At 43.7% G+C, this 24,065-nt stretch carries 24 protein-coding genes; 11 read left to right on the top strand and 13 right to left on the bottom strand.

The features are described 5' to 3' along the window. Window positions 1-92 precede the first annotated feature (92 nt). From P7F88_RS02375 to P7F88_RS02355, 5 genes are all read left to right on the top strand, one after another. Window positions 93-725: a substrate-binding periplasmic protein gene (locus tag P7F88_RS02375; RefSeq protein ID WP_338405522.1), complete on the top strand. Its 633-nt coding sequence runs from the start codon at window positions 93-95 to the stop codon at window positions 723-725. 83 nt (window positions 726-808) lie between these two features. Then, on the top strand, window positions 809-1,207 hold the full coding sequence (locus tag P7F88_RS02370; RefSeq protein WP_277821749.1) for a hypothetical protein: 399 nt from the start codon (window positions 809-811) through the stop codon (window positions 1,205-1,207). 111 nt (window positions 1,208-1,318) lie between these two features. Next, window positions 1,319-1,873 carry a c-type cytochrome gene (locus P7F88_RS02365; RefSeq protein ID WP_277821748.1) on the top strand — a complete coding sequence of 185 codons (555 nt, stop codon included), beginning with the start codon at window positions 1,319-1,321 and terminating at the stop codon, window positions 1,871-1,873. Window positions 1,874-1,887: 14 nt separating this feature from the next. Then, a complete protein-coding gene (locus tag P7F88_RS02360; protein WP_277821747.1) occupies window positions 1,888-2,328 on the top strand; it encodes a DUF411 domain-containing protein in 441 nt (146 codons plus the stop codon). A gap of 35 nt (window positions 2,329-2,363) precedes the next feature. Then, the gene (locus P7F88_RS02355; protein ID WP_277821746.1) at window positions 2,364-3,119 is read left to right on the top strand and encodes an alpha/beta hydrolase; all 756 of its coding nucleotides are present in this window, start codon (window positions 2,364-2,366) and stop codon (window positions 3,117-3,119) included. 14 nt (window positions 3,120-3,133) lie between these two features. On the opposite strand, the gene P7F88_RS02350 is transcribed toward P7F88_RS02355, so the two are convergent. Both P7F88_RS02350 and P7F88_RS02345 read right to left on the bottom strand, forming a co-directional pair. Continuing rightward, complete coding sequence (locus tag P7F88_RS02350) at window positions 3,134-3,592, bottom strand: exoribonuclease R (protein ID WP_277824514.1); 459 nt, start codon at window positions 3,590-3,592, stop codon at window positions 3,134-3,136. Window positions 3,593-3,698: 106 nt separating this feature from the next. Then, the gene (locus P7F88_RS02345; RefSeq protein WP_277821745.1) at window positions 3,699-4,568 is read right to left on the bottom strand and encodes a helix-turn-helix domain-containing protein; all 870 of its coding nucleotides are present in this window, start codon (window positions 4,566-4,568) and stop codon (window positions 3,699-3,701) included. A 174-nt stretch (window positions 4,569-4,742) separates the two neighbouring features. Between P7F88_RS02345 and P7F88_RS02340 the strand changes: the two genes are divergently transcribed. From P7F88_RS02340 to P7F88_RS02330, 3 genes are all read left to right on the top strand, one after another. After that, complete coding sequence (locus tag P7F88_RS02340; protein ID WP_277821744.1) at window positions 4,743-5,213, top strand: putative pterin-binding protein; 471 nt, start codon at window positions 4,743-4,745, stop codon at window positions 5,211-5,213. Beyond that, complete coding sequence (locus tag P7F88_RS02335; protein WP_277821743.1) at window positions 5,203-6,294, top strand: GGDEF domain-containing protein; 1,092 nt, start codon at window positions 5,203-5,205, stop codon at window positions 6,292-6,294. The genes P7F88_RS02340 and P7F88_RS02335 overlap by 11 nt, the downstream gene beginning before the upstream one ends. A gap of 90 nt (window positions 6,295-6,384) precedes the next feature. Beyond that, entirely contained in the window at window positions 6,385-9,525 is a 3,141-nt protein-coding gene (locus P7F88_RS02330; RefSeq protein WP_277821742.1) for an EAL domain-containing protein, read from the top strand. Between the two features lie 67 nt (window positions 9,526-9,592). Here the strand turns inward: P7F88_RS02330 and P7F88_RS02325 are convergent, their stop codons facing one another. The 5 genes from P7F88_RS02325 to P7F88_RS02310 form a co-directional block, all read right to left on the bottom strand. Beyond that, window positions 9,593-10,972 (bottom strand): DUF3373 family protein, encoded by a 1,380-nt coding sequence (locus P7F88_RS02325; protein ID WP_277821741.1) that lies wholly within the window; start codon window positions 10,970-10,972, stop codon window positions 9,593-9,595. A 123-nt stretch (window positions 10,973-11,095) separates the two neighbouring features. Then, window positions 11,096-11,422 carry a hypothetical protein gene (locus P7F88_RS02320; RefSeq protein ID WP_277821740.1) on the bottom strand — a complete coding sequence of 109 codons (327 nt, stop codon included), beginning with the start codon at window positions 11,420-11,422 and terminating at the stop codon, window positions 11,096-11,098. A gap of 240 nt (window positions 11,423-11,662) precedes the next feature. Beyond that, complete coding sequence (locus tag P7F88_RS25720) at window positions 11,663-11,890, bottom strand: sensor histidine kinase (protein ID WP_422127795.1); 228 nt, start codon at window positions 11,888-11,890, stop codon at window positions 11,663-11,665. 23 nt (window positions 11,891-11,913) lie between these two features. Beyond that, a complete protein-coding gene (locus tag P7F88_RS02315) occupies window positions 11,914-13,062 on the bottom strand; it encodes a histidine kinase dimerization/phospho-acceptor domain-containing protein (protein WP_277821739.1) in 1,149 nt (382 codons plus the stop codon). Beyond that, a complete protein-coding gene (locus tag P7F88_RS02310; RefSeq protein WP_277821738.1) occupies window positions 13,055-13,780 on the bottom strand; it encodes a response regulator in 726 nt (241 codons plus the stop codon). The genes P7F88_RS02315 and P7F88_RS02310 overlap by 8 nt, the downstream gene beginning before the upstream one ends. A gap of 180 nt (window positions 13,781-13,960) precedes the next feature. Between P7F88_RS02310 and P7F88_RS02305 the strand changes: the two genes are divergently transcribed. Both P7F88_RS02305 and P7F88_RS02300 read left to right on the top strand, forming a co-directional pair. Further along, window positions 13,961-14,284 carry a hypothetical protein gene (locus P7F88_RS02305; protein WP_277821737.1) on the top strand — a complete coding sequence of 108 codons (324 nt, stop codon included), beginning with the start codon at window positions 13,961-13,963 and terminating at the stop codon, window positions 14,282-14,284. 14 nt (window positions 14,285-14,298) lie between these two features. Continuing rightward, window positions 14,299-14,511, top strand: coding sequence for an SHOCT domain-containing protein (locus tag P7F88_RS02300; RefSeq protein ID WP_277821736.1), 213 nt, complete (start codon window positions 14,299-14,301; stop codon window positions 14,509-14,511). 96 nt (window positions 14,512-14,607) lie between these two features. Here the strand turns inward: P7F88_RS02300 and copI are convergent, their stop codons facing one another. From copI to P7F88_RS02270, 6 genes are all read right to left on the bottom strand, one after another. Next, window positions 14,608-15,108 (bottom strand): copper-resistant cuproprotein CopI, encoded by a 501-nt coding sequence (gene copI / locus P7F88_RS02295; RefSeq protein WP_277821735.1) that lies wholly within the window; start codon window positions 15,106-15,108, stop codon window positions 14,608-14,610. 68 nt (window positions 15,109-15,176) lie between these two features. After that, the gene (locus tag P7F88_RS02290; protein WP_277821734.1) at window positions 15,177-18,308 is read right to left on the bottom strand and encodes an efflux RND transporter permease subunit; all 3,132 of its coding nucleotides are present in this window, start codon (window positions 18,306-18,308) and stop codon (window positions 15,177-15,179) included. Next, window positions 18,305-20,008: an efflux RND transporter periplasmic adaptor subunit gene (locus P7F88_RS02285; RefSeq protein ID WP_277821733.1), complete on the bottom strand. Its 1,704-nt coding sequence runs from the start codon at window positions 20,006-20,008 to the stop codon at window positions 18,305-18,307. The genes P7F88_RS02290 and P7F88_RS02285 overlap by 4 nt, the downstream gene beginning before the upstream one ends. Further along, complete coding sequence (locus tag P7F88_RS02280) at window positions 20,008-21,339, bottom strand: TolC family protein (RefSeq protein ID WP_277824512.1); 1,332 nt, start codon at window positions 21,337-21,339, stop codon at window positions 20,008-20,010. Before P7F88_RS02280 ends, P7F88_RS02285 begins: the two co-directional genes overlap by 1 nt. 128 nt (window positions 21,340-21,467) lie before the next feature. Beyond that, complete coding sequence (locus P7F88_RS02275; protein WP_277821732.1) at window positions 21,468-21,848, bottom strand: hypothetical protein; 381 nt, start codon at window positions 21,846-21,848, stop codon at window positions 21,468-21,470. Window positions 21,849-22,022: 174 nt separating this feature from the next. Further along, a complete protein-coding gene (locus P7F88_RS02270; protein ID WP_277821731.1) occupies window positions 22,023-22,910 on the bottom strand; it encodes a LysR family transcriptional regulator in 888 nt (295 codons plus the stop codon). Between the two features lie 140 nt (window positions 22,911-23,050). Between P7F88_RS02270 and P7F88_RS02265 the strand changes: the two genes are divergently transcribed. Further along, window positions 23,051-24,043 (top strand): zinc-binding dehydrogenase, encoded by a 993-nt coding sequence (locus P7F88_RS02265; RefSeq protein ID WP_277821730.1) that lies wholly within the window; start codon window positions 23,051-23,053, stop codon window positions 24,041-24,043. Window positions 24,044-24,065 lie beyond the last annotated feature (22 nt).

Here is a 24,065-nt window from a genome sequence, read left to right as displayed (position 1 = left end):
CAATAATTAGTTTAATGCTTCTTATATGGGTTCCATCGAGCACGTTTGCAGATCATAACCATGAACATAGAAACAACTTAATTATCGGAACAATGGATCTGAAGCCTTATGGGTGGATTGATGAAGAAGGAAAACAGCACGGATTAATCTATACGATGAACCACGAGATTGGAGCTCGTTCAGGATTAGCGTTTACCAACACCATCATGCCGTTCAAACGAATGGCAGAGTTGCTTAAGTTAGAAAGCGTTGACCTCATTTCATCTCAGCCTCATAAAGAGATACTAGCTGCCGGAGAAAAACTGGCAGTTCAACATCTGGTAAACGTAATAGTAGTAACAAAGAAAGACTCTGGAATTAAAACCCTAAGTGATTTAAAGAATACTCACCTCCTCTACCATGATCTTGCTTCTTATTCCAAGCTTGAAGGTGTGCCTGAATCTATTACCTATGTTCCAAATTACGAACAAATGCTAAAAATGCTTCACCACCGACCAAACTACGACGCAGGGGTTGTATCTGAACCCGCGTTTTATTATTTTGCAAAGCAAATTGGACTAACACCCGAAGATTTCGGAGACCTTATCACCCTAGAATCAGGCCTGGAACAATGGATAATAGTTAGAAAAGGGATGAACCAAGACCTTAAAGACAGCTTGAAATCTGTAGTCACAAATATTTATCAGGATCAACTATACGAACAACTGCTAGAAGATTTGAAATAGTCGTGAGTTTTGACCTCCATACTTGACAGCATTCCGCTACTGACAGATAGTCGATTTGATAGATTTAAGAATAAGAGTGTTTAATGTTCGGAAGATTGCACACATATTGGGTAACAACTGTAATGGTATTAGCTTTGCTAACCTCCAGTATGACGGTTAGTGCTCAATTTATGCCGCTGCAATTAACCGTTGATTCTCAAATGTCTGGCATTTCCCAAACAATAGTCGCGATGGACCACCATGACACTCACTGCGTACCAACCAAACATATTGACGAAAACAGTTCAGAACAATGCTGTGAGACTGAAGGTATAACGTTAGAGCTTCGTTGCTGTGCGGGAAGCGGTGTAGCAAACTACTCGATTCTATCTCATTCCTTAGAAATCTATCAGCCTCCTTATAGAAGAAATCTCATTTCTAGTGAACCAGTCGCACATTCCTGGGCGCTGACTAATCCACCATTTCGCCCTCCTATTGCTTAGCACCTCCTGAGAAATAAAAACATTACACACGGGTGGCCCGTGTAATCTCTATTATTGCTGATTTTCGTACTCATATTTAAAAGAAGTCAGCGACGGCCAGGAAATACAATAATGCCATATTTTAAGGTATACATCGCCTTAGCTGCTCTCACCTTCAGCAACATAAGCGGAGCCGAAAGCCCGTTATCTTTTAGTCAAGGTGAAGAGCTATTTCGAACCGCAGGCGGCTATGGTTGTTCGACCTGCCATGGTTTGTTTGCAACCGGCAGTGGTAATGTCGGAGGTAATATCAGAGGCAAAACGCTCAAAGAAATCAATACGGTTCTTGATACTGAACCGACGATGAAACTACTCAGTGAAGCACTGGATGAGCAAGACAGACAGTTGTTGGCTCTCTATCTAGGTGATCTCGGTGGAATTCCATCTATAGAGTGGGTTATAGAAGATAAGCCAACAACATTGACTGTCTCAATAGAACAAGGGAAAGAAAGTGAATTAGTGGTCTTTAATAAGGTATTGCAAACTCTCAGTTTGTCACTGCCGAATATTTCCACTGACCCTTTGACTATCAACCCCTACGAAACAAAAGCTATACGTTGGGTTCCTGAAATCGGGCAAATCCAACTCAGCTATCAACAGAATATTCTTGATATAGAAATCAAGTAACCAAAGGTGTTCATATGAACAAATTACAGAAAGCTATAATGATGTCGGCACTATTTTTTAGTGCTTCAACTTTTGCAAAATCCACGATTGAACTCTATAAATCACCGACGTGCGGCTGCTGCACTGAATGGGCAGCCATTATGGAAGACAAGGGTTACGAGGTGAATGTTCACCACCGTAAGGACTGGACAGACGTCAAACAGGAATTCGGCATGCCAGGACAATTAATGTCCTGCCATACAGCGGTTATCGACGGTTATATGGTTGAAGGGCATGTCCCGGAGTCCGACATCGCCCGCCTGTTAAAAGAGCGCCCGGATAATATATCTGGATTGGCTGCTCCGGGTATGCCTCAACATTCACCGGGGATGGCAGCACCAGGTCAGGAATACAAAGACTTTAACGTCATCGCTTTTGATAAATCAGGCAAGATGAGTCTATATAAAAAGTACTAAGTGTAGAAATTATTTAGACGAAGCAGGTACTGGGAATGAAAAGTATTATAGTTAATTTAGCTGTACTCTACGTCATTGTTCTCAGTACTCTTTATTTTCTTCAGCGTCAGTTCCTATACTATCCCCAACACGCGAGTAATGTTTTTGGGGAAATGAACATCCATTTCGTTGTAGACGATATACCGCTTTCTGGTTGGGTACTCAACGAAGGACAATCTGAAGCCTTAATCTATTACGGTGGAAACGCAGAAAGCATCGAAGCCAACATTCCATTCTTCAAAGCGGTAACCCCAAATTATACGGTCTACCTTATTCCCTATCGGGGCTACGGCAACAACCCCGGCACTCCTAGTGAGGATGTTTTATATAGCGACGCTATACAGATATTTCAATCAGTGAAAAGTAAACATGATTCTGTATCTATAATGGGACGGAGTCTTGGCTCGGGTGTTGCCACATTTGTTGCAGCCCACCAGCCAGTGGATAAGCTTATCCTGGTGACGCCATTCGATAGCATTGAGAATGTCGCAAAAGATGTTTACTGGATGTTCCCTGTATCCACAATGATAAAAGACAGATTCCGCTCTTTGGATAGAGTTAAAGAGATTACCTCTACAACCTATATCTTCATAGCAGAAGAAGATCAGGTTATCACGCGTACCAGAACCGACCAGCTAATCGCTGAATTTGGTGACCAGCTGTCGGAGGTGTTTGTCATTAGAAGCGCAGGCCACAACACTATTTCAGAGTATCCTGACTACGTGTCTGGGTTAAAGCGAGCACTGAACTAGCCGATGATTGGAAATTAACCCTGAGGATTTTGTTTTGCACTGATATCCGCATATCGGTGTAGAAGATCCGTGAGAGTATTTACCCAGTTAAATACGTCTACAGGTGTGTTTTTCAGTAGTGCTTCAACCTGCTCACAATGAGTTTCAAGCGGTATAGCTTGTTCCAGGCGAAATGAAATGGCATAAAAATGCCAAAGAACTAATCGTGTCATCCTTTCGCTATTTTGCTTCGCGTTTTCAGAGTCTTCAAAAGCCTGTTGGATTTCACTCAACGCGATAGCCGTCATACGCAACATTGCATCAAGACGTGCCGACAACATACGCTCTTCACTATCTACCTCTTCCTGCTCAAAAGTAAACAGTTCACTCATCACATCTTCCGGTACCATTTTACTGATCATGCGAGCACTAAACTCTTCGAGTTCATGACGAGGCATAGTTACAAGACATTCAAAGGTGTAATCACGAAGCATAAAATCACTATTGTTGGTTGCTAATTTAAGTTCACGCATTCTAAACGCTGAGATTTGATTTGCTACTATTAATATTCAACTCTCGCTCAAAACATACAAGTTCTTTCTAGCTATGACTTCGATAGTGAGTCCTATATTCAGAAGGTGAACGAGCCGTCTGATTTCGGAACACTCGACAGAAATAGTTGCTGTCGCTAAAGCCACAACGGTGCGCTACTTCCTTTACTTTCATATCGTACTCTTTAAGCAGATATTTCGCCCTTTCTAAACGAATATGGTTCAAGTGCTCATTGAACTTGATCTTTCCCTCTTTCTGAAAAAGCTGAGACAGATAGTTGGGTGATACGTAAAAATGCTCTGCTACAGATTCCCGCGTAAGTGGCTCATGGTAATTTTGCTCAATATAATCTCTTACGGCTTCGAATAACGCCTTACTACGCGAAGGAGTTTCCGGAGGGTTTTGCATCAGGTCGTTTACGTGGCTCAATAGTGATGCCACCAACAGCCTTGCCGTATGTTGATCTTCAGCGTGAGAGCGCAGCTCTTCAAGAGACTGAAGGATAAAGCTACCGGTTCGAGGTCCCCTGCGCTGAACATTGTCTTTAACCAGGGTTGAAAAGCGTTCTCCATCCCACTTAAGTAAACTAATACCAAAGCTTTGTTTTCCCACCAGTAAATTAAGCATAACCGCAGGCTTTTCCCAATGAGGCTTATTCCAGCAGTCTGTAGGGATATAGAGCGCATCCCCTTTGGTTAGGATATTCTTTGTATCGACCCCAATGTCATTCCCAACTTCCATCACCACTTCACCTTCAACCACGATCTCAAGGCGCTGAAAATGCACCTGATAGGCTAGTTCAGGTGGCTCAGGTAAATTACTGGCAAAGATTGTTTTACCAATATTTTTTGGAAAACCAGAGTAATCAGAAATTAGCTGCTGAAGGTATTGTTCTGGGGTTAGTTCGATAGGATTCATTAAATAACAATTTGATAGTTTTTATTTAACTCGATAATAAAGGAACACAGTTGATTTTGCAGTGCGCTGGAAAACAGTTATAAAAATATGAGCACTAAATCCACAAGCTCATTTGTAAACAACATGTTAAGACTATATAATTTTTCAATACATGATTAATTTTGGTGTTCTTGAATGCGTTTATTATTTTTACTATTGATAGCCTTAAGCAGCCCATTAGCTGGGAATGCCAGTACACTTTTCATAGAGGAGGGCGAAAATACTCTGGCGACATACACAATAAACGACCTCCAAAAAATGCCGGAGTTGTCCTATACCACTCCACTCCCCTGGATTAAAGGTGATGCTACTTTTACTGGTGTAAGCCTAGGCTATCTGATTAATCATGTAGCAGGTTCAATACCAGATACACTTAAGTTAAGAGCACTAAACGACTATTCAGCAACTATTTCTAAATCGGAAATTGAAAAATACGATCCTATTGTCGCCTATTTACGTGATGGAAAAGCAATGAAAATTAGAGATAAAGGGCCGTTCTGGCTAATTTACTCTCTTGAAAAATATCCAGAGCTCGATAATCCAAAAGCGCAGGGGCAAATGGTTTGGCAACTAGAGAGAATTATTATTACAAACAATGAGAAATAGAACTCGTGAGAGAAAAGTTCATCTGTACTCACGACCGGCTAAGTGGCTGCTCAGCTTACTGGCATTCTTTATTTTGGTCGCCAATACACTGATACTCAACGAAACAAACAAACTCGCTGACCTTTACTCAAGTCAGAAGAATCAGGCTACCTGGTTTTTATTCCATCTGGCCAAAGAGTATCGAGAACTCATGTTCGAAGCTCGAAATTTAAGAGATGGGCATGGCACCATCGACGCTGTGAACCTCCACTATGACCTGACCTGGAGCCGTTTTGATACCATGCTTTCCAGCCGAGAGTCCGATGATTTTATGTCGGTTACGCAGGAAAAAGCGCAACTTGAAGCAAAGTTTGATCGTTTCAAAGAGCTGGAACCTAAGTTACAAAATCTCTCTGAAAACGATCAGAACTCAATAGACGTTTTCTATATAGCCACTGAGCGTCTTCATCAGGAGGTATCAGACTACATTAATCAGATATTCCGTGTAAGCAACCCACTGCTACTGGAGAAGCAACAACAAGCTAACACACTAAATGTATTACAGATGGTTTTGCTTAGCCTTTTCATCATTTGCCTTCTTCTTATCTGGTTTATTTATTACCAGGAACTAAAACACAGTCGTTCACTGGCAATGACAGACTCACTGACTAACCTCAGCAATCGATTCGCTTTGTTTGAAAACACCAACAGATTAACAGCTGAAAATCAGAGGTTTGTGCTTTTTCTACTCGACCTGAATGGCTTTAAAGAAGTGAATGACGTACATGGCCACATCGCTGGTGATGAAGTGTTAATAGAAGTCGCATCCCGACTACAATCGCTTACAAATTATGACTGTGCACCTTATCGGCTAGGGGGCGATGAGTTCGCAATCATTTTGAACATTACCGACGCAGATTGTACATCGTTATTTAAGCAGGAGTTAATGTATCTATTTGAAGAAGCCTTCAATTACAATAATAACAAATTAAAAGTAACAACAAGTATAGGCATGGCAACTTACCCAGATGAAACATTAAATATTGATGAACTTTTAATGTTAGCCGACCAAAAAATGTACCTTATGAAAACTACTTTCTAAAGCTGACAGCTATTCCCTTACTAGATACAACACGATATATTGACCGATGGTATGAATACTGGTCTGTGAGACTGATCTACAAGGATAAAAATGCTGCTTAAGATTACTGTTGATAAGGTTATTCTTTGTTTCCTGCTATCTCTTCTTAGTTATTCAGCAACATCTGGTGCCGCTCAGAATACGCAAGATGAACTTATTACCATTCAGCTCCGTTGGCATCATCAGTTTCAGTTCGCTGGTTACTATGCGGCATTAGAAAAAGGTTACTATAAAGACGAAGGGTTAAACGTTTATATAAATGCGGGAGACCCAGACCACCAGCCAGTATCTGAAGTACTATCAGGCAGAGCCCAATATGCGGAAGGCAACAGCGAAGTCTTATATGAAAGATTAAAAGGTAAACCACTTGTCGCGCTCGCAGCTATTTTTCAACACTCCCCTTCCGTGCTGCTTACACTAGAAAGTTCAGGTATCCGTTCCGTACATGATCTTATTGGTAAAAAAGTGATGCTGGCGAACGAGGATGAAGACGCCGACTTTCTTACCATGTTTCTTAATGAAGGAATCGACAAATCACAACTGAATATTCTTCCAAGTAGTTATCAGCTCAACGATTTGATCGAAGGCAAAGTCGATGCATTTAATTCATATACGACCAACGAACCCTTTGTCTTACGCCAACTTGGGCTACCGTATAACATCATCGACCCAATGAATTATCGTGTCGATTTTTATAGTGATATTTTGTTTACCACTGAGCAGGAAGTGCGTGACAACCCTGAGCGTGTTGATGCCATGATACGAGCGACATTAAAAGGCTGGCGCTATGCGATGGACAACCCTAATGAAATCATTGACCTTCTGATAGATAAATATAAAGTCGGAAAATCACGCGCTCACCTGGAGTTCGAAGCGGCTGAGATGCGCAAGCTGATACTGCCGGATCTGATTAAAATTGGTCATATGAATTCTGAGCGCTGGCAACACATGACAGCAACATTTATCAGAGCTGGGCAGATAGAAAATGATAAGTACTTAAAGGGATTTGTCTACGATAACAGCCCTCGCCCACTCGCTCCCTGGGTATTTCCGGTACTCATCGCTTCTTTGATAATCGCGATAGTTGCTTCATCGATTACTTTCTACTTACATCGTTTTAATCGCCAAATGACAGTGGCTCAGAAAAGCCTGATGCAAAGTGAAGAAAGATTCAAAGCATTGAGTTCAGCTACTCATAGCGGAATCGTCATTCATAAGGGAGGTACGCTTTTAGAATGTAACGATGCTGTGTCTACATTAACGGGCTTTTGTTATAAAGAGCTTATCGGCATGAATGGCTTTGAGTTGATCGCCCCTGAATTCCATCACATTCTCGAAGAAAAGATTGAAGAAGATATCACAGAAAGCTACGAGGTCATTGGCTTGAGACGTGATGGTTCTCGTTACCCTCTTATGGTTACTGGCAAAAATATCTCCTTTAAAGGAATGGATGCCCGAGTCACCGAATTTGTCGATATTACCGAACGTAAAAATGCGGAAGAGCAACTCAAATTGGCAGCAAGTGTATTTACCCATGCCCGTGAGGGAATAATGATCACGGACAAAGACGGGACAATCATTGAGGTAAACGAAACCTTTAGTCAGATAACGGGTTATACCCGTGACGAAGCACTAGGGAGCAACCCCAGAATATTTAAATCTGGGGTTCATGAATCAGAATTTTATCACGAGATGTGGTCATCTTTGACAAACACAAAGCAGTGGAGCGGAGAACTCTGGAATAAGCATAGAGATGGCTCGCTATTTGCGGAGCTACTAACAATCAGTGCTGTTACAGATACCCAGGACAAGGTGCAGAACTATGTCGCCCTGTTTTCAGACATTACCCAGAAAAAGCACCACCAACAACAATTGGAACATGTTGCTCATTTCGATGCACTGACAGGCCTGCCAAACCGAATGTTGTTAGCAGACCGGCTCAATCATGCCATGAGCCAGTGCGAACGAAGAGGACAGTCACTGGCGGTAGCCTATCTAGACCTCGATGGTTTTAAGGCGGTTAACGACGCCTATGGTCACAGTGTCGGGGATGACCTATTAGTCGTACTTTCAAATCAAATGAATGGCTGTTTAAGGGAAGGAGATACACTGGCTAGAATCGGTGGTGATGAGTTTGTCGCTATCCTCGCGGACATAGAACAGATGAGCGACTGCGAACATATTTTGGGTAGACTGCTCGAAGCCGCAATGAAACCCGTGACTATAAAAGGAAACTCGCATCAGGTTTCTACCAGTATCGGTGTTACCCTCTATCCACACGACGGCGTGGATGGAGAACAATTAATTCGTCACGCTGATCAGGCGATGTACATCGCAAAGCAGACGGGCAAAAACCGTTACCACTTGTTTGATGTCCATAAGGATAAGTCGATTCAGACCCAACGCGAAACTATTGAGCACATCCAGCGAGGTTTGGAACAGCGGGAGTTTGTGCTTCATTACCAGCCTAAAGTCAACATGAGAACTGGTGATATCGTTGGCACTGAGGCTCTTATCCGCTGGCAACACCCTGAGCGTGGGTTGGTTTTCCCGAATGATTTCTTACCTGTCATTGAGAACCATCCCATCAGTCTGGAGTTAGGGGGCTGGGTTATCGAAACTGCTGTTAGTCAGATAGATAAATGGCAGGCTGCCGGCTTGAACATCCCTGTAAGTGTGAACGTCGACGCGTTCCAGCTACAAGATATAGATTTTGCAGCGAAGCTATCACTAGCTCTGGATGCCAAACCAATGGTATCGCCAAAAATGCTACAGCTAGAAATACTGGAAACCAGTGCTTTGGGAGATTTAACTGAAGTACTGTCAACCATGAATAGTTGCATAGAACTTGGCGTTGAGTTCGCATTAGATGATTTTGGTACCGGGTTTTCCTCGCTGACTTACCTCAAGCGCCTACCAGTAGAATTACTTAAAATCGATCAGAGCTTTGTTCGGGATATGCTAGATGATCCGGAAGACAGAGCCATTGTCAGAGGTGTGATTAGTCTGGCATCAGCATTTAACCGAAAAGTCACAGCTGAAGGGGTAGAAAGTATCGACCATGGTGTACAACTTTTATCCATGGGATGTGAGCTAGCTCAGGGATATGGAATAGCTAAGCCTATGGAAGCGGAAAGCTTCCTGGGATGGGCTAAGCAGTGGAAGCCTGATAGCGCGTGGCAACAGGCGTAAGTTATATTCCGTGGCTACAATAACCAGCCGACTCGCTCGGCTGGTTATTGTCGTAACTTTATAAATCTTAATATTTATATCTTAAAAGTAGGCGAATATCATTCGCTTCTTTAACAGGGTTCATTCCAAAGCCCTGAGCCTCAGACATTGTCATTGGTGCAGAAGCACTTCCAAAGAACCCGTTGCTACCAGTGTAATCGTACTTAATGTGTGTATAACGAATCTGTGCTACCCATACGTCATCAACAATTGGTAGGTTGTAATAGACTTCAAAAGCATCACCACGAGCAGCGAGTTTAGAGCCAATGACAGTGTCTTCACCGTATGTAAACGAGCGCCAGTACTTCGAGCCATGATTATACTCTACCCCAAACGAGTCATCCTCCATAAAGCCTGGGAAATTTGCTCCTATCCAGTATGAATATCCGGTTTCTTTATCTGTAGAGCCGAGCATCGCCATACCTGTGGCCGGATCGGTTTGTGATACGGAGTAAGAAGCAAATACTCTGGTGTTATCAAGAAAATCATTGATAAACTCGCCTATTCCGTTAACTTCAAGAGAAACCGTAGCGTTGTTTAGGTCTCCGAAATCATAAAATGAATAGTTGTTATTCATCATTATTTCAGTTGAGTCGTACCCGATAAGATTATTTGCTGTATAAACCATGGCCTTAAGATCGTACTGACCATCGTTATATGGGGTAAATATAAAGCCTACAAAGTCAATATCGTCTGTTTGGGACTCATCGACACTATAGTCTGTTCCTGCTGCGGTGAATCGGGTTGTTGTATTACTCAATCCTCGTCCAGCACAGAGTTTAATCGCAGCACCAGGTATACCCGTTAATTCATCCCACTTGGTATTTAAACTTAAGCCATCGAATTCAACATTGATTGAATGTCCTAAAGGAGACTGAGCTTCGTCGAACCCTTCACGGTTGTTAACCAAAAAGCCATCCGTTGATGGTCTTCGCCCTAAACTAAATGACCACCCCATGTCATCAATACCGATAAACTCTTGCCCTGTATAGAGAAAATATGCCTGACGAACCTTTAATGAGTTGTCGTTGGTCGGGTTTTCGTTAACTACCCAATCAAAATCAGCGTACCCATCCTCACTCCAGGATTCACCAAATGCTTTGTTATAAGCTAGCTGTCCCACAAAAGTGAGGTTTTCGTTGTAGTTATACCCCATGTTGATCCATAGGCGATTTATCAGTAAATCATTGTTTTTTGCCTTAGAGCCATCTGCCATTTTGTATTCAATGGAATCCATGGTAACCCGGTAATCCACACCGAATTTCAGATTCTGGCCTGCACTATCAATTTTTAGTTCCCGGATTTGGGATTTCAACTCGTCTATCTGTTCTTGTAAATCATCATTTGCTTGAGCGTTTGCCGCTAAAGCCATCATCACTGCTGCTGAAATAGGTAATAGTTTGCTCATAATTTTTCTCGCTATTTTGTTGCCTGACTTTTTCAGGCACGCAGAAGCCCCTGAGCAATCCCACATGAAGGAGATCTAATGTGTCTTTAAGTCAGCGTTATTTATAAAATCATTTACATTCTGTTAGTTACAGCTTGCTAACTCTCCGCTATCTGCTGCATATTTAATCGCAAAATCTTTTATATGAGGGGCGATTTTTTGGAAATCCTCGCTTGCCAGATAATCCGAAGCTTCCGGGTGCTTTTTGCTATAGGTTTTAATGAATTTCTTCGCGTCCTTTTTAAAGTAACGCTTCCATTCCACTTTAAGGTGTTGGGAAGCAAATTCTTGCCCGTTGTATTCAAAATATGGTCTCAGGTACTTGAGGTAGTACTTTTGTCCCTTTGCTGCGTCAGCAAACGCACCAAAAGACATCATCGCAACCATTAGGCCTAGCAATAGCTTTTTCATCGTGGGTACCTCTCCATGTAATTAAGCTCACGCTTTTTTAGTTATACGTGTTATATATAACTCTAAAGTACTATTTGCTAATATACGCCTTATTTAGCTATTAATCTCGCGCATTGCTGGAGTAAATAGAAGAGGTTTTAAATAGATCACAAAATATATTTTATGTATATGTGTCAATAAGATGATCAAAATCAATGCAGGCTTATACAACACGTCGTACTTGTAAAATCCGTAGATGTATTAGTAAATGGCAATCGTAAATGTACACGTCAAACCATGAGGTTTATTGTTACTTAACTGTAAGTTACCTCCATAATTGTTGGCCAACGCCTTTGTGATTGAAAGGCCCAAGCCAACATTGGAGCTATCTGTGCTTCTTGCCGAATCCAGGCGGATAAAGGGTTTGATTACCTCGTCTAGTTTTGTGCTATCAATACCGACACCCGTATCCGAAACAGTAAACTCGATATCGTTTGTATGCTTGGTTGCACTTAATGAAATCTCGCAATATTCCCCCCATACTGAACCGCATTGTTTACCAGGTTTTCAATCATTCTTCTAACAGTAATGGGGGGAATGTTTTCTGCTATGCAGCCTGTACTTTGATACTTGACTACTACTGACCTATCACTGTATTCGTCTACGATGGTCTGTAATAAGCTATCGATATTGGTTTGTTGCCTTTCTTCAATATCACTGTCGTTTTTAGCAAAGCTCATTGTTGCTTTCAGCATTTTTTCCATAATGGAAACTGAGTTGAGCATCTGCTCTTTATCGTTACTTTCTTCTGCAAACTCCAGCCGAAGCCTTAGGCTGGTTAAAGGTGTTCTCAAATCATGAGAGATGGCCGCAATCAGTCGTGTACGCTCTTGAATGAAATCAGAAATATCGACCTGCATTTTATTGAATGCTTCTATGGTTGGGACTAGGTCTTTTGGACCATCGGCTTCAATCGACGTTACCTTGCGACTAATAGCAAAATCAGATGCGGCTTCACGCAGCGTTTGAATAGGTTTTAGAGCACGATGAATGATTGATATGGCAAGAGTAATGGTTACTAACATCACCATGCATAAAGCAAAAACAACAGAAGTGGACCAGTGAGTGACGTCTTCTCGAATACCTGATGAGAAGTTCAGCCACTTACCATTTTGCAACTGAACTGAACCATCAATAGTGGCAAGATATCCCATTCGAAGCGCCCGTCTTTCCTGCATAGATATCCCCGACATCATCGCATTGCGCATATCATGCATATCCGTAAGAGGGCGTGCTCGTTCAACGAGCAATAGGTTTACATTGTCTATTTCTTTGGCTTTAAACTTAGCGATGAGCTGATTGGTTGCTTTCGAAAGGTTTTTAGTTTCTTTTATATGAGGCTGCGTTGTAATAGACAGCGTTAAGTCGTAGCTACTACTTGCTTCTAAAACTGTGGGATGAAGAGACTCAGGTGTTTGACCTAATAGCTCAATCATTGTCGTCACTCTTTGCACAGCAGAAGACGAGGAGAGCAGGTTTAGTGTTCTTGTACTCTCAGAAGAGAGCAAATTAAGCGAGAGATAAAAACTGATGACAAAGCCAAGTAAAACAACAGCTCCAATTTGATGTATCAGACTAAGGCTGCGAACCCACTTAATCATGATTTACCTCACAACTAAGCTGATAACCACCTCCCCAAATTGTCTTGATGAGTTTTGGTTCTTTGGGGTTTACCTCGATTTTGCGTCTTAGCCTGCTAATTAATGTATCAATTGCTCTGTCGTAAACATCGGCACCTCTGCCTTGAACCAGTTTCAACAAGTCCTCTCTAGACAGCACAACATTAGGATGAGTTAAAAAAGCAACGAGCAACTCAAATTCCGTCGATGTTAAAGAGACTAAGACGCCACTACCATCAAATAACTCTCTTGTGGTTGTATTTAGTTTCCATCCAGCAAAACTGTAATTTGAGTTTGTGGTAGAGGCTTGTTCACTGACACCTGGGATAGAGAAATGTCGCCTTAACACAGACTTAATGCGGGCGAGCAACTCCCTTGGATTAAAAGGCTTAGCAAGATAATCATCCGCCCCGACTTCAAGACCAATAATTCGGTCGATCTCTTCTCCCAGAGCTGTCAGCATAATGATAGGGATATTTGATGTCATGCGAACTTCCCGGCACAACGTCACACCATCTTTCCCTGGTAACATTAGATCGAGGATGATGAGATCAAACGACTGCTGACGCATGGCTCTTTCCATGCTGTCACCATCTTCAGCTGTGACAACATGAAAGCCATGAGGCGTCAAAAAGCGTTTTAGTAATTCTCTAATCTCAGCGTGATCATCAACTACCAAGATCCTATATGTCTGATCCATTAAGAATCCTCAATATTCTCTATACATTATTCAATATAACCAGTTTGTTAGCGAATGTGTGACAAAGTGTGTCAATCTGAGGCTTTGCCATCATTTGTCAGAAACAAATGGATTTGCGACACACATTCGAATGTAAAAATTGCTGTAATAAAAGTGAAGAAGACAACTGAGGGATGAATCATGAAAACATTAACCAAAATACTAGCAGCAGCTACCTCTCTTGCTATTTCTGTCAGCGTATTTGCACACATGGGTGGAGGAAAAGGCGGACCTGGATTTATGCATGCAATGATGAATACAGAAAGCCCTCAATATCAGGCAATGCTTGAACTACGAAAAGATCCTGAGGCTATGCGAGCCTGGATGCAAAGTATGCATGACGATCCAGAAGCTATGAGAGAATGGATGAGCCAAATGCACGGTGATGACTTTGCAAACCAGAAACGTGGTTTTGGATGCCGTGGCAATCGATTTAACAATGGACAAGAACCTGTATCAGAGTAGTTTGTGAGGTTATTATGCATGGATACTATGACTTCGGGTTTGGTATAGGACATATGCCTATGATGCTGTTATGGATCGTGATTATTGGATTTGTTCTTTGGGTGATATTTTCTCCGAAAGGTGCTTCGCAAGTACAACAAGAAACCCCTTTGGATATTGCTAAAAAACGTTATGCCAAAGGTGAAATTACCCTTGAGGAACTGGATAACATTAAACAAAACCTATGAACCATTATTGAGATTTTTAAATACTGAGCCACGTTGTCATTCGAATACATCGTGGCTCAAAGCTTAGATAGCAATATTATTTTTAAAGCGCTAAATCTAAAGCGTTACGCTCTTAACCATTCCAGCTTCCGCATGTCCAGGTATGTTGCATGAGAACTCTACATTTTTGTCACCATGAAAGTGCCACAGCAGTTGTTTCGCTTTACCCGGTTTAACCGTTACAGCGCTACCGCTGTCGTGCTCATGATTACCCATGGTTTTCATCATCTCACGATGCTTTAATTGCTCAGCAGCACTGCCGATTGAGAACTCATGGTCAATTTTCCCGGTGTTCATCACTACAAACTGAACCACATCATTAGATTCGATTTTTACCTCTTTTTTAAAACGGATTTTCATGTCATCGGACAAAAGGACATGAACCACCTTATCTGGTTTCGCTCCCATCGCAGGCATACCCACATCAGACATGCCTTCCATCGACATCCCAGAGTGGTCCATTTTCATATTGTTCATTTCGGAATGGTTGTGTTTTTCATCCGCAATTGCAGTGCCAGAAAGTGCTACTAGTGCCAGAGTGATTAGTGTCTTTTTCATAATAAACCTCAGTTTTGTATTCGTTAATTTAGCGCCTGCGATCAGGCGCATGCTGTCCGTTCATATTGTTAATTAGAGTGCTTGTTAACTTCGCGCTGTTTCCAGAGCTTGAAGATGGCTGGAAGAACCAGCAGGGTGAGTACAATGGCCGAAGCCATTCCCCCAATCATGGGTGCTGCGATACGTTGCATCACTTCAGAGCCCGTTCCGGAGCCCTGCATAATTGGGATTAAACCGATAATGACCGTAAGAACTGTCATCATGATGGGACGAACGCGCAAACCAGCCCCTTCGATAATCGACTCTTTTAAGTCTTCTGAAGTCAAAGGCTGTTTGTCTTCCATCAAATTAAGTTTTCGGTGATGCCATGCCTGATTGAGATAAACCAGCATGATGACGCCTATCTCTACCGCCACACCAGACAGAGCGATAAAGCCCACTCCGACCGCTATAGAGAAGTTGTAGTTCAGGTAGTGCATCAACCAGAGTCCGCCCACCATCGCCAGAGGTAAAGTGAGCATGATGATCATGACTTCGCCAACGCGTCTGAAGCTGAAATACAAAAGCAACATGATGATGGCGATAGTCACTGGTGTGACGATGCTAAGCCGCGCTTTTGCTCGCTCCATATATTCATATTGCCCAGACCAAGCAAGGGAATAACCGGCTGGCAAAGACAGCTGCTCTGATACCGCTTGCCTTGCTTCAGCGACGTATGAACCAAGATCCCGCTCGGCAATATCGACAAACACCCACCCGTTAGGACGTGCATTTTCGGTTTTAATCATGGGTGGGCCATCTTCAAAACGGACATCTGCCACATCCGCGAGCGCGATGCGTGCACCGTTTGGTGTCACTAGTGGAAGGCTTTGCAGCTTCTCAATTGAATCTCGGTATACCTGAGGGTAGCGAACATTAATCGGATAACGCTCCAGACCTTCGGTTGTTTCGCCTACGTTCATACCACCTATCGCGGTTGAGATAACTTGTTGGATTTGATTGATACTCAGGCCATAACGGGCGGCCTGTCTGCGTTTGATATCAATGGTCACATATCGGCCACCGGCGACGCGCTCAGCATAGACTGAAGCTGTGCCTTCAATGTTATTGAGAATCGGTTCGAGCTCCGCACCAATGTCTTCAATAACTTTCAGGTCAGGACCCGCGATTTTTATCCCGATAGGTGTTTTGATACCCGTAGACAACATATCGATACGAGTTTTGATCGGCATTACCCAGGCATTGGTTAAACCTGGGAACTGGATGAGGCTGTCAAACTCCTGTCGTAGAGAATCAGTTGTGACGCCCTCACGCCACTCCTCTTTCGGTTTTAGCTGAATAACCGTCTCAATCATGGTCAACGGAGCCGGGTCTGTCGCACTTTCTGCCCGTCCAACTTTGCCCCAAACTGTCGTCACTTCAGGTACGGTTTTAATAAGCTTGTTGGTCTGCTGCAAGAGCTCACGAGCCTTACCGATGGAGATGCCTGGATAGGTTGTTGGCATGTACATCAGATCTCCCTCGTCCAGAGGAGGGATAAACTCACTACCCATCTTAGTGATAGGGACGTACGCAGATGACATCAGGGTAAGCGCGATAAGTACCATGCTCTTGGGGTACTTGAGACTGACATTGAGCACAGGTTTGTACAAAGCGATAAGAAGTCGGTTAACCGGGTTCTTGTGCTCAGGTAGAATTTTTCCCCGAACCAGATACCCCATCAATACGGGCACCAGAGTGATAGATAAGCCAGCGGCAGCGACCATGGCATAGGTCTTGGTAAATGCCAGTGGCGAGAACATTTTGCCTTCTTGCCCTTCGAGCGCGAATACCGGGACAAAGCTCAGCGTAATGATAAGCAACGAGAAGAACAGCGGAGCCCCCACTTCTTCAGCTGCTTTACCAATTACCTGCCATCGGTTTTTGTCTGTTAGCGGGGTTCGTTCAATATGCTTATGCACGTTTTCTATCATCACGATAGCCCCGTCAACCATGGCGCCAATGGCGATAGCGATACCACCGAGTGACATGATGTTGGCGTTGATGCCCTGCCAATGCATGACGATAAAGGCAGACAGAATACCCACTGGCAAGCTGAGTGCAATGACCAATGACGAGCGGATATGGAACAGGAAGAGCGCACACACAATGGCGACCACGATAAACTCTTCCGCCAGCTTCTCCCACAGGTTTTCGACCGCTTTATTGATAAGTGTTGAACGGTCATAAGTAGCAACAATCTCAACCCCTTCAGGCAGGCTGGATTGGAGCTCAGAAAGCTTTTGTTTTGCATTGGCGATAACCTCACTGGCATTTTCGCCAAAACGCATCACGATAACACCACCGACAGCTTCACCTTCACCATTAAACTCGGAGATACCTCGACGCATCTGTGGCCCCAAGTTGATGTCGGCAATATCGCCCAATAGCAGTGGTGTACCTTTCTCTGTTACCTTGAGTGGGAGTGCTTTGATATCTTCAATACCGGACAAGTAACCTGTTGTTCGCACCATATGTTCAGCTTCAGCGACTTCGATTACTGATGCACCTGTCTCTTGATTACCCATCTTAATCGCGTTATTAACTTGCTGTAGCGTCAGGTCGTAAGCTCGCAATCTGGCAGGGTCTATCTGTATCTGGTATTGCTTAACCATGCCGCCAACGGTCGCCACCTCAGATACCCCATCGACCGTTTGCAGTTCATATTTTAAAAACCAGTCTTGATAGCTACGAAGCTCAGACAAATCGTGCTGCCCCGTTTTGTCCTGAAGTACATAGCTGTATACCCAGCCCACACCTGTGGCATCTGGCCCCAGTGTCGGTTTAGCATTGGCAGGAAGGTTCGGTGCAACCTGGCTTAGATACTCCAGTACTCTGGAGCGGGCCCAGTACATGTCTGTATCATCATTGAAGATGATGTAAACATAGGAATCTCCAAAGAAGGAGTAACCACGAACCGTCTCTGCACCCGGTACGGCCAGCATGGCTGTCGTTAGCGGGTATGTCACTTGATCTTCAACAACTTGTGGCGCTTGTCCCGGATAACTTGTCTTGATGATGACCTGAACATCCGAAAGATCCGGCAGTGCATCAACGGGCGTGTTCTTAACACTAAACAACCCGGCAAATACTAAAAACAACGTAAACACCAAAACAATAAATCGATTGTTCAGAGACCATCTGATAATGGCAGGGATCATTGTTTACCTCCTGCCGGCTCAAGCGCGATCAATTTGGGTTCATTACCTGATTTGTTGATTAGAAAACGAACCTGTTGCCCTTCGGAAAAGGGGGACAAATCAACGGCCTCATCTACCGAGAAATTCATCTCTCCCGCATCCCAGTTCCATTCTGCGACTGGCTCGTGATTGACGGTCAACATACCAAAGTCTGCCATGAGCATGCTTATCTCACCAGTGACCCATAGCTCGTTAGCAACAACAGAATCATCGACGGTAAAGTCCAGAATTTCATATTGACCAGAGTCAGTTTTCTGGATTTCAAATTCGATAGACTGACCTGATTGAACGGTTTCGATATCCAACCCTTCTGCAAAGGTAAAGTTCATGACCATACCCGGCCACTGCCACTCTTCCACAGGTTGGTGATTAATCGTCGCCATGCGATGTCCGGCCATCATGTCGGTGACCTGCCCCTTGACCCAGACACTCGGATTATCGGCTTCCACCCCATTGATTCGGGCAAGATCTGCGCTCTGACTGGATTCAGAGTCGAGCATAAACTGAGCAGAGGTCACGACCTGATCGTCTTCAGTGAGTCCGGCCAGCACCTCAATAACTTCTCCCGCTTCTCTGCCCACTTCAATTCGTGCAGAGCGATATTTACCCTCGCCCTCAGACAATACAACTCGGGTCATGCCTCCAGAGCGAATGACCGATTCTCTTGGGATAGTCAGTACTGGTGCTTCAGATTCTGTCTGAAGTACCACGTTGGCGAACATGTTTGGCTTAAGGGCTTCATCTTCGTTTGCAAACTTTAAACGCACTCGCAGGGTTCGTGTTTTTGCATCCAGAATGGGATAAATAAAATCAACTTTCCCTTGCCAACTGCGCCCCGGAAAGGCGCTCAAAGTCATAGTGGCATTGCTGCCCACATCGACCCAGTGAGACTGACGTTCAAACACTTCGACATCTATCCACACTTCATCGAGGGGCCCCGCACTGATAACTGTTTGAGCCGGGGAAATATAGCCCCCTTCACGAATATTCAGCTGAGCAATCACCCCATCAGTCGGGGCTTTTATGGCAACGTTCTGGCTTGCTCGCCCTCGTTTTGCAATTTGGTTAATCTGGCTTTTATCCAGCCCCAGAGCAATCAGGCGCTCTCTTGCCCCATTAACCAGCCCTTTGCGGCCAGAGCGGTAGGCGTTGAGCAATTCTTCCTGCGCTTTCACCAGCTCAGGGGAGTAGAGGGTAAAAAGCACATCACCTTTAGATACCTTCTCTCCAACCGCATCTACATTCAGTGTTTCCACCCAACCACTCACCCGGCTGTTGGTTTGCCACAAACGACTTTCATCAAAATTGATGTATCCCACGGTATCAATCTGCGGTGCCAATTTATTGAAAGAGGCGCTGGCGGTTTTAACCCCAAGGTTATTTTCTACTGCCGGGTCAATCTTAACTGTGCCTTTCTTTGCACTGCCTCCGGACTCTTCTTCATAAACCGGGATTAGGTCCATCCCCATCGGAGATTTGCCCGGAGCATCTCTGCGATAGTTAGGATCCATTGGTGCAACCCAATAAAGTGGTTCTTTTTCTCCTGACTCGGACATAAAGCCTGACGACATCTCATGTCCACCCATCAAATACTGATTTCCGGCAAAACCTAAAACGCCACCGATAAGCAGTGCCAGTGTGGCTACAGGTAGTGATTTCATTAATTGTTCTCCTCAAGCTCATAAGCTGCGCTTAGTTCGATGATATTCTGGTCATATTGGTTAAGAACATAGGCAAGTTCATTTTGGGTGCTATTCAGATCGGCCATTAGCCGCGCCTGTTCTTTGGCGATCATGAGCTCATCTCTGGCTGCGGTTATGAGTTCACCAAACGGAGCTGTATTGTTTTCATATCCACGTTCGGTTGCCTGAGTGCGCTCTTTCGCTTGTTTGACAAGTACTTTTTGGTAGCGCTGAATACGCTCTTCCAGATTATGTTTATCGGAAATCAGGGTATTGACTCTGGCATTCATCTGAACCAGAAGGAGATCTTTTTGAGACTTAGCTGCGCCAACCTGATGTTGAGCCGCTGCGTATTTTCGGTCTTGTTTTTTATTGGTGAACAGGGGAATATCCATGGTCAGATAAGCGCTGACTAAATCCGATGCTGGCTGACCATCCATTCCATTCGCCTGTCTGTAGGCATACGCCACTTCAACACCGAATTGAGGAGTGTAAGATTGCTCAGCGATAGACACTTGAGTTTCCTTACTTTGTATATTTTGTTCTGCGGCTTTAACTCTTGGGTGAGAGACAAGCAAATCAAAATACTCCGTCGAGTTAGAGTCAGTCACCTTGTCGATATCGAGCAATGACTGCCAGTGGCTTTCAAGAGAGGCATCTAGCTTAGCTTCTTGAACGTATTTTGGTTCTACCCACTCAGAGAGTTGAGCACGAATACGCTGCTGCATTTGCCGATTTTTCTGGAGCTTCTCGTCGAGTTGACTGACCTGAAGCTCTGCATAAAGCAAGTCTTGCGTTTCACTTTTGCCGAGGGAGTAGTTGGTCTCTATGAACTGGCTCATTTCCAGCATGAGTCCACGTATTTCTTCAGTAAGCTCTTTTGCTCGAATCAAGTATTTAAGCTCTATCCACAGCTGAGTAATGCCTCTAGCGATATCAAGCTTTCGCAGCTCCGCCTGATAACTGATAACCTGAGCTTGCTGTTCATATTGTTTTTTGGATAAATCGAGTGTCGCGCCACGGCTGAACTGCTGAGACAGACCAACAGAAATGTTGGTCATGGCATCTTCATCGAACTTAAAACTGTCGACAGGTAGGCCACCTACACCAAACTTTACCTTCGGGTCCATCAAGGTTGCGCTGGCAACACCGGTTTCCTTGAGTGAAAGGGCTTGTGAGTTGAGCTGAATGAGTCCCTGATCACGGGCAACCGCGAGCTCAATAATGTTATTTAAAGTAAATTGACCTTCACTGGCATAGGAAGGTGTCAACACCGCATTCAATACAAGTGCTAACGCAACTGGTTTAATTTTCACTTTTAATTCCAATCGTTTACTGATGCAAACAGTTAGCCGAAACCAATAGTTTGCAAATAGAACAAGGCACACGGAAAAACCGCGTGAAACGAAAATGATGACCTTAGGTCATCCGATGGAATTTAAGCGATGGGTGGCCGAAATAGAGCGCTGGCGATAGAACTGACGCGACTTATTGGATCTTTTGAGATAAGAACGAGATCTGAGGTTTGCGACAACTCATAGTTTGGTGTGGTGATAACTGAATAGCTGGTGACGCAACTGCTGTAACAACATTGATGTTCGGAGGTCATACTGTCTCCATCACAACACTCTTGCTGTTCATTAGAGACACTTTCATGGGAGGAGGTGCAGTGTGAATCACCAATGTTCGTTGACATGCTCATTTGAGAGCCTGCGAGCATTTGCAAAGGCATAAGAGGAGCACTATTTACCACGTTAGAGAGCATGATAGCCACTAACGTCAGTACTGTTACCCAAATTGTGCGCATTTTTTGTCGCATCACAAACTCTTAAATTCTGCAAAACACTGTAAATATCTATTAAGGCAGATGTTGTGTCAAGAATATATATTTGATTTGGCTACTTGATGAGAATAAAGCTTATTGATATTCAATCAGTTGATCCATGCGGCCAAGGCGTGTATCAAGTAATAAATTTTATTATGCGTTACCGTTTTAACACAATATTGCTTTTAACTTCTGAATTATCGTTGCAAAGCGTGCTGGTAACTCCCGGTTGCGCTTCCTAACCAGATACAACGTCTCACTCACTTCACGATTTGGCTGGTACACCTTTAGCTTTTCATTGTGCTCAAACTTCTCAATCGCACTTTGGGGTAATACCGTAAACCCTAATCCTTTGGATACAGGAAGCAATATTTGATTAAGCTGATTCACATAACCAGAGGCAGGCACATCATCTAGCTCCATCGCTTTGATGCCCTCCACTCCACACTGGGCAGCATATAGCGATAAGTAGTGCATAACATCCGGGTGCCTTATCAGCCCCATATTAACTAATGACTCAGATATATCCTCTCCAATATTTTTGTTAGATGGATACACGAGACAAAGCACCTCACTTCCTATTTTTTCGATATCGAAGAGGCTCGGATTAGGAACATGCGTCACAATCCCTAAGTCGATATCACCATCTATGATTTCATTAAGAATCTTCTTATTAGGGGCAGCTTCTAAGTGCACAACTAATCCTAAATGCTCACACTGCAACTCCAATAAGCCAGAGTATAGCAGTAGTGCTAACGAACCCGAGCAGGAAAGCCTGCAATGACCAGAATGAGGATCGTCAAAGTTTAAATTCTCGAGTAAATCTGCTTCCGCCTGTTCAAGTTGACTGGCATATTCATACACCAATCTCCCCTGCTCGGTTATTTCAAAGCTCTTTTTATCGCGCCGGATTAAGTCATGACCACATGCCTGCTCCAGCTTACGGATATGCTGACTCACTCCCGGCTGAGTCATAAACAGCTTCTCTGCAGTCTTTGTAAAGTGACCCGTTTCGATTAGAGTCCTGAAAGTGGTTAGCCAGTTTGGGTTTAACATAATCGCAATTGATAACTAAAAATTATTATCTTTAGAATAATTGATAATTTTTGTTTTCACCATAGACAATGTAATATTCAGCCATTCACATGAAACCAGAAAGCTTTTAGCTCTGTCGTATAAATGTTAGGAAAATAAAAATGAAAGCAATCACATACCAGAAAGCGTCAGACACCTTCACATATGCAGAATTGCCCGTTCCAGAACTGGAAACCGAATTCGACGTACTGGTGAAAGTAAATGCGGTTGGTCTAAATCCAGTCGATGCCAAAGTTAACTTTTGGACCGGAATGGTTAGCAATATGGATGATAATTTCGTTGGTGGCCTTGATGTCACAGGTGAGATTGTCGCAGTAGGTGGTAAGGTTTCCCAGTGGAAGGTAGGTGACAAGGTGCTTTACCACGGCAATATGCGCAGAGCACACGGTGGTTTTGCTGAATACGCGATTCAAGATGCCAGAACACTCACCGCGCAGCCAAATGTGAGCGCAGTAATTGCTGCTGCAACACCTTGTGCAGCCTGGACGGCTTACCGGGCTCTATTTGGAAAACTGTCTATAGAGAAGCGTGATTCTATCTTTATCGCAGGTGGCGCAGGTGGCGTTGGCAGCTTTGCAATTCAAATGGCCAAAATCGCCGGTGTAAAAACCATCATCACTACTAGTTCTGCGGCCAAACATGAATATGTAACAGGCCTTGGCGCCACACACGTTATTGATTACCGGAACGAAGATGTAATCAACAAAGTGCTAGAAATTACTGACGGTCAGGGTGTAGAAGTTTCTCTTGATTGCGTGGGTGGCGAGAACGATGTTATTTGTGCTTCTGTATTAGGTTTTGAAGGTGAGATGGTAGAACTGGTATCAACAGTGAACCCAACCAACTATCCGGATGCATTTCTTAAAGGCTTAAGCTTCCACCAGCTAAGCTTAGGTTCCGGACACGTAAACGGTCAGAAAGGCTTATCCTCTATCACCATTGCAGGAACAAAGGTATCTGAACTGATAGAAAAAGGAAAAATCACCATACCTCAGTTAGAAGTCATTAAACTGGAACAGGTTGGTGACGCGCTTAAAGCGATGAGAGAACAAAAAACGGTAGGCAAGATCGTCGCTTCAGTATCTTCAAACTAATTAACCCTATTCACACACGACA

The organism is Vibrio hannami (assembly GCF_029589055.1).
Lineage (GTDB): Bacteria > Pseudomonadota > Gammaproteobacteria > Enterobacterales > Vibrionaceae > Vibrio > Vibrio hannami.
Note: the sequence above shows the minus strand (reverse complement) of the source record. Positions and strands in the feature narration are given on the sequence as shown.

Bases quoted from the DNA above. Each gene is read 5' to 3' on its own strand.
- P7F88_RS02355 (WP_277821746.1), top strand. From the start codon at position 2,364: ATGAAAAGTATTATAGTTAATTTAGCTGTACTCTACGTCATTGTTCTC.
- P7F88_RS02320 (WP_277821740.1), bottom strand. From the start codon at position 11,422: ATGAAAAAGCTATTGCTAGGCCTAATGGTTGCGATGATGTCTTTTGGT.
- copI (WP_277821735.1), bottom strand. From the start codon at position 15,108: ATGAAAAAGACACTAATCACTCTGGCACTAGTAGCACTTTCTGGCACT.
- P7F88_RS02270 (WP_277821731.1), bottom strand. From the start codon at position 22,910: ATGTTAAACCCAAACTGGCTAACCACTTTCAGGACTCTAATCGAAACG.
- P7F88_RS02265 (WP_277821730.1), top strand. From the start codon at position 23,051: ATGAAAGCAATCACATACCAGAAAGCGTCAGACACCTTCACATATGCA.
- P7F88_RS02310 (WP_277821738.1), bottom strand. From the start codon at position 13,780: ATGGATCAGACATATAGGATCTTGGTAGTTGATGATCACGCTGAGATT.
- P7F88_RS02290 (WP_277821734.1), bottom strand. From the start codon at position 18,308: ATGATCCCTGCCATTATCAGATGGTCTCTGAACAATCGATTTATTGTT.
- P7F88_RS02360 (WP_277821747.1), top strand. From the start codon at position 1,888: ATGAACAAATTACAGAAAGCTATAATGATGTCGGCACTATTTTTTAGT.
- P7F88_RS02300 (WP_277821736.1), top strand. From the start codon at position 14,299: ATGCATGGATACTATGACTTCGGGTTTGGTATAGGACATATGCCTATG.
- P7F88_RS02350 (WP_277824514.1), bottom strand. From the start codon at position 3,592: ATGCTTCGTGATTACACCTTTGAATGTCTTGTAACTATGCCTCGTCAT.
- P7F88_RS02365 (WP_277821748.1), top strand. From the start codon at position 1,319: ATGCCATATTTTAAGGTATACATCGCCTTAGCTGCTCTCACCTTCAGC.
- P7F88_RS02315 (WP_277821739.1), bottom strand. From the start codon at position 13,062: ATGATTAAGTGGGTTCGCAGCCTTAGTCTGATACATCAAATTGGAGCT.
- P7F88_RS02325 (WP_277821741.1), bottom strand. From the start codon at position 10,972: ATGAGCAAACTATTACCTATTTCAGCAGCAGTGATGATGGCTTTAGCG.
- P7F88_RS02370 (WP_277821749.1), top strand. From the start codon at position 809: ATGTTCGGAAGATTGCACACATATTGGGTAACAACTGTAATGGTATTA.
- P7F88_RS02340 (WP_277821744.1), top strand. From the start codon at position 4,743: ATGCGTTTATTATTTTTACTATTGATAGCCTTAAGCAGCCCATTAGCT.
- P7F88_RS02305 (WP_277821737.1), top strand. From the start codon at position 13,961: ATGAAAACATTAACCAAAATACTAGCAGCAGCTACCTCTCTTGCTATT.
- P7F88_RS02345 (WP_277821745.1), bottom strand. From the start codon at position 4,568: ATGAATCCTATCGAACTAACCCCAGAACAATACCTTCAGCAGCTAATT.
- P7F88_RS02330 (WP_277821742.1), top strand. From the start codon at position 6,385: ATGCTGCTTAAGATTACTGTTGATAAGGTTATTCTTTGTTTCCTGCTA.
- P7F88_RS02285 (WP_277821733.1), bottom strand. From the start codon at position 20,008: ATGAAATCACTACCTGTAGCCACACTGGCACTGCTTATCGGTGGCGTT.
- P7F88_RS02275 (WP_277821732.1), bottom strand. From the start codon at position 21,848: ATGCGACAAAAAATGCGCACAATTTGGGTAACAGTACTGACGTTAGTG.
- P7F88_RS02375 (WP_338405522.1), top strand. From the start codon at position 93: ATGGATCTGAAGCCTTATGGGTGGATTGATGAAGAAGGAAAACAGCAC.
- P7F88_RS02335 (WP_277821743.1), top strand. From the start codon at position 5,203: ATGAGAAATAGAACTCGTGAGAGAAAAGTTCATCTGTACTCACGACCG.